The organism is Tepidimicrobium xylanilyticum (genome assembly GCF_900106765.1).
In the GTDB taxonomy this organism is placed as follows: domain Bacteria; phylum Bacillota; class Clostridia; order Tissierellales; family Tepidimicrobiaceae; genus Tepidimicrobium; species Tepidimicrobium xylanilyticum.
This window is the reverse complement of sequence record NZ_FNNG01000001.1, coordinates 117,916-130,300: the sequence shown is the minus strand read 5'-3', so window position 1 is coordinate 130,300 and position 12,385 is coordinate 117,916. Positions and strand designations below refer to the sequence as shown.

Annotated in this window: 13 protein-coding genes; 12 read left to right on the top strand and 1 reads right to left on the bottom strand. The window is 31.8% G+C overall.

All coding sequences use genetic code 11. The annotated features are described in order from the left end of the window. The first annotated feature begins 17 nt into the window (after positions 1 to 17). The 12 genes from BLV68_RS00510 to BLV68_RS00455 all read left to right on the top strand — a co-directional run bounded on the left by BLV68_RS00510 (position 18) and on the right by BLV68_RS00455 (position 11,367). The gene (locus BLV68_RS00510; protein WP_093749787.1) at positions 18 to 491 is read left to right on the top strand and encodes a VanZ family protein; all 474 of its coding nucleotides are present in this window, start codon (positions 18 to 20) and stop codon (positions 489 to 491) included. Positions 492 to 937: 446 nt separating this feature from the next. Beyond that, on the top strand, positions 938 to 1,585 hold the full coding sequence (locus BLV68_RS00505) for a hypothetical protein (RefSeq protein WP_093749785.1): 648 nt from the start codon (positions 938 to 940) through the stop codon (positions 1,583 to 1,585). A 275-nt stretch (positions 1,586 to 1,860) separates the two neighbouring features. Further along, positions 1,861 to 3,033, top strand: coding sequence for an ABC transporter substrate-binding protein (locus BLV68_RS00500; protein WP_093749783.1), 1,173 nt, complete (start codon positions 1,861 to 1,863; stop codon positions 3,031 to 3,033). 110 nt (positions 3,034 to 3,143) lie between these two features. Further along, complete coding sequence (locus tag BLV68_RS00495; protein WP_093749781.1) at positions 3,144 to 3,992, top strand: ABC transporter permease; 849 nt, start codon at positions 3,144 to 3,146, stop codon at positions 3,990 to 3,992. 6 nt (positions 3,993 to 3,998) lie between these two features. Further along, the gene (locus tag BLV68_RS00490; RefSeq protein ID WP_093749779.1) at positions 3,999 to 4,766 is read left to right on the top strand and encodes an ABC transporter ATP-binding protein; all 768 of its coding nucleotides are present in this window, start codon (positions 3,999 to 4,001) and stop codon (positions 4,764 to 4,766) included. 374 nt (positions 4,767 to 5,140) lie between these two features. After that, complete coding sequence (locus tag BLV68_RS00485; protein WP_234949793.1) at positions 5,141 to 5,383, top strand: AzlC family ABC transporter permease; 243 nt, start codon at positions 5,141 to 5,143, stop codon at positions 5,381 to 5,383. A gap of 91 nt (positions 5,384 to 5,474) precedes the next feature. Next, positions 5,475 to 5,855 (top strand): lactoylglutathione lyase, encoded by a 381-nt coding sequence (gene gloA / locus BLV68_RS00480; RefSeq protein ID WP_093749778.1) that lies wholly within the window; start codon positions 5,475 to 5,477, stop codon positions 5,853 to 5,855. Positions 5,856 to 6,054: 199 nt separating this feature from the next. After that, complete coding sequence (locus tag BLV68_RS00475) at positions 6,055 to 6,591, top strand: flavodoxin domain-containing protein (protein WP_093749776.1); 537 nt, start codon at positions 6,055 to 6,057, stop codon at positions 6,589 to 6,591. A gap of 341 nt (positions 6,592 to 6,932) precedes the next feature. Continuing rightward, positions 6,933 to 8,054, top strand: coding sequence for an alanine dehydrogenase (gene ald, locus BLV68_RS00470; RefSeq protein WP_093749774.1), 1,122 nt, complete (start codon positions 6,933 to 6,935; stop codon positions 8,052 to 8,054). 156 nt (positions 8,055 to 8,210) lie between these two features. After that, complete coding sequence (locus tag BLV68_RS00465) at positions 8,211 to 9,374, top strand: AI-2E family transporter (RefSeq protein WP_093749772.1); 1,164 nt, start codon at positions 8,211 to 8,213, stop codon at positions 9,372 to 9,374. 157 nt (positions 9,375 to 9,531) lie between these two features. After that, positions 9,532 to 9,990, top strand: a complete 459-nt coding sequence (locus tag BLV68_RS00460) for a hypothetical protein (RefSeq protein WP_200773577.1) — start codon at positions 9,532 to 9,534, stop codon at positions 9,988 to 9,990. Next, a complete protein-coding gene (locus tag BLV68_RS00455; protein ID WP_093749770.1) occupies positions 9,991 to 11,367 on the top strand; it encodes a tripartite tricarboxylate transporter permease in 1,377 nt (458 codons plus the stop codon). Positions 11,368 to 11,398: 31 nt separating this feature from the next. Here the strand turns inward: BLV68_RS00455 and nfsA are convergent, their stop codons facing one another. Further along, positions 11,399 to 12,175 carry an oxygen-insensitive NADPH nitroreductase gene (gene nfsA / locus BLV68_RS00450; protein ID WP_143035227.1) on the bottom strand — a complete coding sequence of 259 codons (777 nt, stop codon included), beginning with the start codon at positions 12,173 to 12,175 and terminating at the stop codon, positions 11,399 to 11,401. Positions 12,176 to 12,385 lie beyond the last annotated feature (210 nt).

Sequence of the window (12,385 nt, the reverse complement as noted above, 5' to 3'; positions counted from 1 at the left end):
AAGTAGGAGTTAATAATATGGATAAAAAAGGTATGATAAAACTGATAACATTATTATTTATAATTTATTGTCTAATCCTTTTAATATTGATTATATTTAAATATCCAAGGGTTTTAATTAAGGAAATATTAGTATCTTGGAATTTTGGTTTAGTATATAGAAATATTAGAACAGCAAATTTAATACCATTTAGAACGATTACAAGGGATATATTGACATTTGATAGTTATTATATAAAAGTTTTAATGTACAATATTATCGCTTTTGTACCAATGGGTTTCTTATTACCTATTATATCTAATAAGGGAAAAAATATATATTTTATAACTATCTTTGCAACCACATTCTCATTAATCATAGAAGTTATACAGTTAATAACAGTCTTAGGAGCATTTGATATTGATGATATACTATTAAATACAATTGGTGCTATTATCGGTTTTACATTATACCTAGCTTTTTTAAAAATAAGTAATATTGTATTTAAATGAATTATAAAACATCTATATACCTAATTAGTAGGAAGAGGCATAGATTTATCAAATGAAATAGGTTACCCTTATCTGAAAATTTGAATATTGTTGTATATGGCAAAAAAAGTCCATGGAAGTCTATCGATTAATATTTGACGGATGATGGAGGAGAAGCAATTTTTCCAAAGAGATATAGTTGCTGTTATTTTTTATAGACAGATATAGTGAGATTAAAGATGCGAAAGATGATACTGATTTATTAAATCGGTATTGTTTCAATTTTACAATTGCTATTTACGATAAAGATAAATCGGATACTTTATTATTGCAATTTGATACATAAATAAGCTACTATATGAATGACCATAGTAAAATCAATTTTTTTATGCTGAAGATTTACCTAAACATAGATATAAATTAAGTTGTAGCAAAATAAGGGATGTATAGAGGAGGTATCAAGGACTATGATTTTTAAGATATTTAAAGGGTTTGAAGATACATACCCTGAAGGAGTAGAAGGAACGGATTCTTGGTATTATGCACAGTTGACTCCATGTTCAGAGGCATATGAAGTACCATGTTTTAAAGGCGAGTACCCAGGTACGAGATTGTATTTTTTTGAATATCCATCTGGCAATGTTTTTGAGCCGATTAAGCAAGAAAAAAATGTATTTTTAGAAAGACCAGTTTATGAATATAAAGATAATTCATTTGGAATAATTCGCTACGATTTTAATAAAGAAGTTATTCAGGTGTTTATTTTTAAACCGGATTGTTCCAGTGTGGAAATTATCACAGAAATGCCCTTTTCAAAGGTGGGAGATATGATAAACCTTCGATTAGAAGTTTCTCCTTTTGTCTTAGTTAAGTATGATATTCAAAATGATACAATTGATTTTTTATGGCCCAAAGAAAAGCATATTCAATTTGAAGAAAATGAGTTCTTAAACTTCCAAAATGATGGGAAAATATACACATCAAAATGGATAGAAGACCCACATTATCGTGAAGAAATAATCATTAGGGATGCTGAAACCGGAGAAATCCTTGAAAGAATGCCTGGATATTTGCGAAGGATGCCAGATGGTTCTGTATGGGTAATGACTAGATAATAAAAAAGCATGGTTAATTTCCATGCTTCTTTTATTTGATAAAATAATGTTTCCAACAATTACTATCTTCAACTATTAATTAATTTTATAACAAACTTTTAAACATAAGTATTTACAATTGGAAATAGATATTTTACAGTGATAAAATTTTATCTGATGTAAAAAAGCGTATGTAGTAAAATCATCTTTTATGTCAAATATTGTAGATGATTTAACTATCAATTAATAATCATTGAATTTTATTTAATGAAATTATAGTCGAAAGGAGAATTTACATGAAAAGAATTCTTTTGCTGTTTTTAGTAGCTGTGCTTATAGTTGGTGCATCTGCAGGTTGTACTAGCAAAGAAGCATCAAATGATAGTGATAATGTAGAATTAGCTAATGAATCTGGAGAAAATAAAGCAGATAAAGCTGATGTGGAAATTCCTGAAATAAATGTTGCTTGGGGGAAAGATTTACATACTGCAAATCCACATATGGCTTTTGAGGCATCAGAACTATTTAAAAATAACCCTGTACACTTAAGACCAATAACTGATAGCAAATTGGAATTGGTTAAAGATGGGGAAGTTATTGCAATTGTGAATTTCATTCTTGGTGGTAGTGGTTCTGAAAATGTAACGCTTATGTCGCAAGGGCATTTGGATGTTGCTTTTAGTTCTAGTACAGCTTTTATGACTGGTATTGACCAAGGTTTAGATTGTAGTATATTATGCCCTATTCAAAGTGGAGGAGTATCTGTAGTTGCAGATATTGATGCTGAATATGATACTTTTGAAGAATTAATTGAGTATGCAAAAAATATAGAAAAACCAATATTAGCTGGCTACCATTCTGCAGTAAGCAGTCCAAGAATTGTATTAGAATATGCATTGAGAGAAGCGGGTCTAAAGGTAACTGAAGATACTTCAGATTTTGAGGCAGATGTAATAATGATAGATTTAAAGGGCCTAAATAATTTAATACCTTCACTAAGCTCCGGACAAGTAGAGCTATGGGCAGGCCCTATTCCTTACCCTCAAAATGCTGAAGCTCAAGGCGTTGGTAAAATTATTTCAACTTTAGATGAATTGCCTGGAGGGAAATGGGTTGACTTCCCATGCTGTACTATTAATGTACACAATGATTTAATAAGGAATCATCCAGAAGTAGTACAAGCTTTGGTTGAAGCTGCTACAGATATTCATAATTTTGCTCAAAACAATAGGGAAGAGACAGCAGAGGTATTGGCTGGATTTGTAGGTCTTGATGAAGAAATACTAAGGAATAATGATACAACATATTCTACAGCAATAACTGATCATTTTATAAATGGTATGCGTGTATATTACGAAGCTATGACCGAGATGGGTAAATTTTCAGGTGAATTTGCAGGAAAGGATTTTGATGAAATCAAAGATATGGTATTTGATTTCTCTTTTAGAGAAAATATATCTGGTAAATAGGGCATAATTCTATAGGAATCAAAGTATTTGGGCTTTAGTCCAAATACTTTGATTATAATTTTGAAGGACATAGAAAGTAGTAAAGTTTTATATAGTTGAGGTTGATTAATATGATAGAGAATAGAATTAGAAGAGTAATATCTTTTGTGTCGCCAACTCTTATTCCTATTCTATTTATAATATTTTGGGAATTATTTGCTAGAAAAGTTGGTAATAATGCTGTTATTCCTCAAGTAACAACAGTAGCTAAACATTTTATAAATATTAATGAAGATGTAATAGGTATAGGAAGTATTCCAAAGAATATCTTATATAGCTTAGTTAGAGTCTTTATTGGATATGCTTTAGCAATTATTGCTGGACTACCCTTGGGATTACTAATGGGATATTCTAGGAGAGTTAAAGGAGCCTTTAATCTATTTATAAGCTTATTTCAACCAGTACCAGCAATTGCATGGAGGCCGCTGGTGTTAGGTTGGTTTGGAGTAACGAGTATTGCTACGTTATTTAACTTAGACTATGGGCCAGCTTATGCAATTATGGACAACTTTAAGTTATCTATGATATTTTTGATATTTTTAAGTGCATTTTTCCCCATTTGGGGGAATACAATGTTTGGAGTAAGCAATGTTCAAGAAGTATTAGTAGAAAGTGCTCAAGTTTTAGGAGCATCAAAAAAAGATATATTTTTTCACATATTGTTGCCTGGTGCAGGGCCTAATATTATTAATGGATTAAAATCTGGATTAACAGCGTCTTGGAGTTGTTTAGTTGCTGCGGAGATGCTTCCAGGTAGTATGAGCGGCCTTGGTTACTTAATTTCTCATGCATATGAACTTACCAGAATGGATTTAATAGTAGCAGGAATAATATGTATTGGAGTTATTGGTGCATTATTTGATGGGATATATAGTTATATATCGAATAAGTATTTTTCATGGCAAAGGCTAGTAAGGTGATGTGAGATGAACAATATAGTTTTTAAACTTAATAATATTGGAAAAGTTTATAATGAAAATGAAAAAAATGAACTGACAGTAATTAAAAATCTTAATTTAGAAATTAAGGAAAATGAATTTTTATGTATAGTAGGACCTTCAGGCTGTGGAAAGTCTACTTTGTTGAGAATTTTAGCAGGTTTGGAATTACCAACTGAAGGAGAAATTTATTATAGAGGTAGAGTACTAAAAAAACCAACCAAAGATATTGGCATGGTATTTCAAAATTACTCACTTATGCCTTGGTTAAGCGTTGAAGAAAATATTGCTTTAGGCTTAAAATTTCAAAGCATATCCAAAGAAAAGCAGAAGAAGATAGTGGACGAATATTTGGAAATGATAGGTTTAACTAAATTTAGGACTTCAAAACCATATGAACTTTCTGGAGGTATGCAACAAAGAGTTGCAATAGCAAGATCACTTGCTAATAATCCAGATGTATTGTTAATGGACGAGCCCTTTGGAGCTTTAGATGCTTATACAAGAATACAGTTACAAAAAGAACTATTGAGAATATGGGAGAAACATAAAAAAACAATAGTTTTTATAACACACAGTGTTGATGAAGCAGTATATTTAGCAGACAGAATAATTCTAATGAGTAAAAATAAAGGGGCTATTGAAGTAGATATCCAAGTAGATATCCCAAGGATAAGAGATAGGGCAAATCCAAGGTATGCTGAATTAAATCAGCAATTATTAGATGCATTAGAGGATTTAAATAAGGTTGAATGAAAGCAGGCTTTAAATTCATACTTATCAAGTAAGAGAAGGGATTAGTTTTGGATAATTATTACTTGAATGTGCTTTTGTGGCTGTTCTGACATACCTTTAATATTTATGAAACTTTCAATTGGAGGAAGCATTTTTTAAAATATGTAAGGATTAGCCACAAAAGTAAAACTCATCTTTCTATAATAAGTAGCAGAATTTATTTATGAAAAAGTAGATGAGGTTACAAACTGAATATTATTGAAAAAAAGTGAGAAAAATAGTAATATCAATGAAAAAGCGTGGCATGGTTGCCATGCTTTTTCATTTGATAAAGTTGAATCATTTCAAAAATATTATTAATTTTTATAAATTAAAGCAGAAAAGGACGATGAAGCATGATAAGGGATAAAAATATTAAGGATAAGATAAAAGAAGCTGTAATAATAGGGCTTCCAATAGTCATAGGATATTTTCCCATAGCAATGGCCTTTGGATTATTATCTAAGAATACATCAATATCTTTTAGGGATACAAATCTATTATCTTTGATTGTTTATGCTGGAGCCAGTCAATTTATGGCTTTAGACTTGATAGGTGCAGGTGCAACGTGGGCTAATATTATCCTGTATTGTGATTAATATATCCTAATAATATAAAAGCAAATATAAGTTTAATATTTCTAATTAAGGATATAATTAAATCGTAAAATGAATAAAGGAGTGAAATCCCATGAAATACAAACTACTTCATACATGTATAAGGGTAATGGATTTGGAAAAATCCCTAAAGTTTTATAAGGAAGCTTTAGGATTCAGAGAAACGAAAAGGATGGACTTTCCTGAAGATGAATTCACTCTAGTCTATCTAACCGATGAAACTGGTAATTATGAGATAGAACTAACTTACAACTATAATCCTGAAAAACCTTACGAAATCGGAAATGGTTTCAGTCACATAGCAGTGGGGGTGGAGGATTTAGAAGCCTCTAGGAAAAGACATAAGGAAATGGGCTATGAGATTACAGAGATTATGGGGTTACCTGATAGGCCCCTTAGATTTTATTTTATTACCGACCCTGATGGATACCAGGTAGAGGTTATAAGGGCTTAAAAATCAAAATAAAATTATATATGGAATGCTTGATAATATACTAGCAAAGTAGTAATATGGAATTAGCAACTGGGCAGGCAGGTATATGTGGCTTGCCTTTTTTTATTCCTGAATTAAATACTAATAAAAATCTCCTAGTAGTAAAAAATCTTAAAATGGTAGAAGATATTTTAAGCAAATAAAATAGGAGGTAGATTATATGGACAAGGTAGCTGTGGTATATAAATCCAAATATGGCAGCACAGAAAGGTATGCTCGATGGATAGTTGAAGAATTAAATGCAGATTTATATGAACATTCTCAAGCTGACCTTAAGAAACTACTAGAATACTCTACTATTATTTATGGAGGAGGGTTGTATGCCGGTGGAATTGCAGGAGTATCGCTAATAACCAGAAATTATAATATTCTAAAGAATAAAAAGATAATAGTCTTTACAGTAGGATTAGTTTCTACAGATAATAAGGAAGTTTTTATTCCAGTCATAGAGAAAAACTTTCCAATCAAGGAAATGAGAGATAATATTAGTTTTTTCCATTTTCGTGGAGGAATTGACTATAAAAAATTAGGAATTATACATAAAACTATGATGGCTATGTTTAAAATTGTGCTTTCAAAAAGGGATTCCAATGAATTGGATTTAGAAAATAAGGAATTCTTAGCTACTTATGGGAAAAAAATAGACTTTTCTGATAGGAATACTATAAAACCTTTAATTCAATTATTCAGATGTTAATGGAAGGAAACAGAAAGAATATACTAGGAGACTTGAGAAAACAGTTAGTTGGAGTATCTGCTTTATTTTATGTATCGAATAGCATGTTTTTTGATCTACCTACACTAGCTGCATAATTGTTTATTATCCAATTTGTGAACTTATTTATTATGCTTTTTATATGTAATAATAGACAAATGGTTTATAAATATGCTTTTCTGCAGCATATAAATAAAAAATACTTAAATTAAACCATATAGTTAATTAAATAACAAATTTTATTTTTAAGGGCTATGCAAACATTTTCTTATTATGATAGAATATAGTTTGATAGTACAATTATTTAAGGAGGACTGATAGTAATGATTATTGGTGTTCCAAAGGAAATTAAGGAACAGGAAAACCGAGTGGCCCTAACACCTGCTGGCGTAGATGCTTTCGTTAGAGCTGGACATAAAGTATTAGTAGAAACAAATGCAGGGATGGGTTCAGGTTTTACAGATGAAGAGTATGCTGCCTTAGGTGCTGAAATCATGCCTGATGCTTCTAAGGTTTGGGAACAGGCGGATATGATATTAAAAGTTAAAGAACCCCTTAAATCAGAATACAAATACTTCAGAAAAGACCTTATAATATTCACTTACTTACATTTGGCTGCAGAAGAAGAATTGACAAAGGCTTTAATGGATTCTGGTGCTGTAGCTATTGCTTATGAGACTGTACAAAATCCAGATGGTTCATTACCATTACTTACCCCTATGAGTGAAGTTGCTGGACGTATGGCAGTTCAACAGGGCTCAATTTATTTAGAAAAGACCCGTGGCGGAAAAGGTGTATTAATTGATGGCGTTCCAGGAGTACCTCCAGCCCATGTAGTTGTTGTTGGTGCTGGTGTAGTTGGTACTGGTGCTATTAGAAGAGCCATTGGCTTGGGTGCTAGAGTTACCGTACTTGATGTTAACGTAAATAGGCTTCGTTATCTAGGCGAAGTATTTATGGGAAGATTAGAAACCTTATATTCCAATAATTATAATATTATGCAAGCTGTTAAAACTGCAGATTTAGTAGTAGGTGCTGTTCTAATTCCTGGGGCTAAAGCGCCAAAATTGATTACAGAGGAAATGGTAAAACAAATGGAACCTGGCAGCGTAATAGTGGATGTGGCCATTGATCAAGGTGGTTGTGTTGAAACTATCGAACATCCAACTACTCATGCTGATCCTATTTTTGAAAAACATGGAGTAATTCACTATGCAGTTGCCAACATACCTGGTGCTGTTCCAAGAACATCTACTTTTGCACTAACCAACGTAACTTTACCTTATGCAGTTAAAATAGCTAATAAGGGTTGGAAACAAGCTTTAATAGATGATGAACCATTAAGAAAAGGCGCTAATGTACTAGATGGAAAGATTGTTTATAAGTCTGTAGCTGATGCTTTCAATATGCCATATACACCTGTAGAGGAAGTATTAGGCATTTAAGATATGATTATAACCCCATCTTAGGGAAACCTAAGGTGGGGTTTATTATTTTGTTGAAATTATCATAAAATAGTAGTTGTTATCTGGATTTTTTGTTAATATAATTATATAAACTAAACCTAAACAAAAGATACATAAAGATAAAGAGGTGAATTTATGAAGGTAAACTGGAATACCAAATATACAACAATAGCGGTTTATGCCTTTATCGTAGTCGTATTAAGCATTATTTTTTATTTGATTGTATCTGAGGTAAGTTTATTTAAGATTCAAGTAAACAAATATTTAAGCATATTCCAACCAATTATAATAGGATTTGTAATGGCTTATATATTCAATTTTATATTAGAATTTTTTGAAACAGTCCTATTATCCAAGATATTTACCGCTGAGAAACACAGAAAGATAAAGAGGATTGTAGGAATCGTATTAACCTATTTAGTTGTTGCTTTATTATTCTACCTATTTTTAAAATTTGTGCTGCCCCAGCTAATATCCTCTATTATGGGATTAGTCAATGATATACCTGGCTACTTTACAGCTATAACCAATAAAATTGGAGAAATTACTAATGATTTCTATATAGGGGAAGAGTACTACGATATTATTCTCGCCAAATGGAATGAGTTTGTTGAATATATATTAAGATTTGCGACTGATTTAGTGCCAAAGCTTGGCTATTTAACTAAGGCAATAATTTCCAGCATATGGAATATAGCGTTGGGGATAATCATTTCCATATATCTATTATTAGACAAGGAAAGGTTTAAGGCTTTAAGCAAAAAGATGATACTTTCCATTTTTTCAGAGAAGAATGCAAATAGAATAATGGTGCTGGTAAATAGAATTGATCATATATTTGGCAGATTTTTAAGCGGCAAGATATTGGATTCATTAATAATAGGGGTGTTGACCTTTATAGTATTGAAAATAGTAAAGATGCCTTACGTTATTTTAGTATCCTTTATAGTTGGAATAACTAATATAATTCCTTTTTTTGGACCTTTTATTGGAGCCATACCTTCCTTCTTCATAATATTTTTTGTTTCACCTGTGAAGGGGTTTTGGTTTTTACTCATAATATTAATAATACAACAGATCGATGGTAATATTATAGGTCCGAAAATATTAGGAGATTCCCTTGGTATTTCAGCATTTTGGATCCTCTTTTCCCTTCTAGTGGCAGGAAAGATATTAGGATTTGTTGGAATGATAATAGGTGTACCGTTATTTGTATTCATTTATTCCATAATAAAGGATATAGTAGAATATAGATTAGAAAAAAAGGAGCTACCTAGGGATACAAAGGAATATTACTAAAATAAACCGTCTATTGGATTGATCCATTAGACGGTTTATTTAATAAATTTGAATCAAAAAGGGTATATTTATATAGAATTTTCCTTAAAGGTATCATAAGGGTTAATAGAAAACCTTTATTAACACAAGATTTTTTCTTTATAAAGGAGGAAGTTAAGTGGAACATAAAAGAATGGATAAGAAATATATTGAGGTTTGGGGAGATACGGTAGACTTAAAGGAGCTGGTCTATGCAAGTATTATAGGTATAGTACTGACTATGGGTATGTTTTTAATTGGAAGAAAAATCTTTCTAAATATGAATAATATTAATCTAGACCTTGTAAATGGATATTCCCTATTATTCGGGGTTCTAGGCTGTATTTTATCAGGTATAATATCTGCCAGACTGTTTAAACCTAAGAGAATAATAGAAGTAAGGCACAGTAAAGAGAATACAGAAGAGGTTATTTCTGCAGCAGGTATGACTGTGGAAGAAGAGATAGAGGCTTTATCCAATATAGATTCCCAAATTATTAAAGAACTTGAAGGGTTAAAGTTGTACGGGTTATTGGCTTTAATTCCAGAGGATTCAAAGAATTATAAGCCAGAATATAGATTTAGGGAGGATATATAGATGACTATAGAATTAATAATACAAGGCTTTGTAGTGGCCTTTTTAGGAGGACTTATATTTTCAATCATAGGCATAATTCCTGGTACTGATGAAACAGCTACTATGGTCCCGATTACATTGGTATTGGTTTTACTGGGCTTAAATCCTTTGGTGTTATTCTCCTGGACCATTGGAGTAATTGTAGCTATGCAAATCACCCATACTATACCAACCTCCATGGCAGCCTTGCCCGGTAGTACCATAGCCGTCCCCATGGTATACTATAGTTCAATTGCAAAAAGGTTAGGAATTCCTCATATAGGAATGAGAAAGATGGCAGCTGGATCATTAATAGGTTCTTTTATTGCACTGCCGATATCAATAATATTTGCATATTTTCTCGCACCCTTAGGAGATGTTGTAAAGCCCTATATTGGACTAATCTTCACTATAGGAGCAATTATAATAGCCTATATGTCAAGTGCTAAATGGGCAGCGATTATTTCACTAATACCATATTCTTTCTTAATACAAGGACTGCAGCGTATAGCTGTGGAAACAGTAGATAAGACTTTATTCATATCCATCTTTATGGGCATAACCATAGGTCCCATGATTTCAGAACTGTTCAATGTATTTGTACCTAAGGTGAGAAGCAAACAAAGGAAAGATAAGCCCAATGAGATTTGGCTTGCTCCCGATATTAAAGAGAATTATGGATATTATCCAAATCCATTAAGATTCTTTACAAGGAAACAGAGAAGAAGCGTAATTCTTGCATCGCTAGTAAGTTCGTGTATGTTTACCTTTTCACCAGTAGGTACCACCGTATTGTTTGGAGAATTAATTTCCGGTAGGAAGAAAGAATTATATGATAAGATAACTACCACTTTAGGGGTACAAGATGCAGTAAGCAATGCCACCTACATTGGAGGTTTGATAATCCCTCTATTAGCCTTTGGACTACCATTAAGTCCTGTAGCCTTAGGGCCAGCAGCCCCCTTATTCAATGCACCACCAGTTTTCACAATAGAGCCTATCCACAACCTTCATAACTATTTAAGCTTTAGGGATTATATTGTTTTTGGTCTTATAGGTATAATTGGTGGTTCTTTATTAGCCTATCCAATATCTATACGAAAGGCCCGAGTTTGGACGGAGATAATGTTAAAAAAAATCAGTCATGAAGCATTAATAGGTTCATTTTTGGGATTAATATTCATGCTTGCATTTTACGAAGCAGGAATAATGGGGATAATAATTGCTTTATCCATTGGATTATTTGGTGGAATACTACACAATCTATTCGATATTCATACTGGAGTTCAATTCATGGCCTATTATGCTTCCAGTTGGATAGTAAGCCAATTAATATCCCTATCTGTGCTGATAAAATAGATAAAGTAGAACTCACTAAAGGAGTTCTACTTTATCTATTTAGAAATCCTATACTTCTTAAGAATATTCCAGTGGAATTCCTGCTACTTTTAGAGAAGGCTTTTTCACAACTTGTTGTCCAACTTTCCCTAACTTGATTACTTGATCTTTTACTATAGTATTCTTTCATTATCTCATCATATTCTTCTATTAATTTGCTATCCTTATGTTCATCGTAATAATCTATTTTATGAATTATGTCCTTTGGCAGCCTTGGTTTTAATTCTGGGCTTTGGTCTGGATATCCTAAGCATAGTAGGAATAATGGTGCAACTAAATTTGGCAATTTAAACATATCATGAACTGCCTTCATATCATTTCTTATACCTCCTACAATAACTCCACCTAATCCTAAACTTTGAGCAGCTATTAAAGCTTTCTGGGTTGCCAATGCTGTATCCATAACAGCTACCGTATATAATTCAGCATTACTAAATATTCCCGGGTCGTCAACCTGGATATACTTTTTACTCCTATGTAAATCAGCACAGAACAACAAAACTACTGGTGCTTCAGCTACCCAAGGCTGGTTTCCAGCTATTTTAGATAAATCTTCTTTTTTCTTCTTATCTCTAACTTCGATTATTGTATAGGTTTGAAGATTATTAGATGTAGGTGCCATCTGCGCACATTCGATTATGGTATCAATCATATTTTTGTCTATATCCTTATCTTTAAATTTCCTAATAGAAACGTGATTTTTAAGCAATTCTATGGTAGTATTGCTAATTGTAATCAACTCCTTTGCAAAATTTTTACACAGTTTCATTATACCCAAATTTAATATGCCCAAACTATTCTGGCTTATTGATGAATTATAATTTTTAATATTATTTCCTTACTTTGGACAATAGGAATAAAATATTGTAAAATATAGATTATATAAATGCTTAAATGGTACATATTGGCTTTAAAGAAGAGCGATTTATACTTTCTCTTGTTAGATATATAGATAAGATTAAGGAAGTAGTATAAGGTT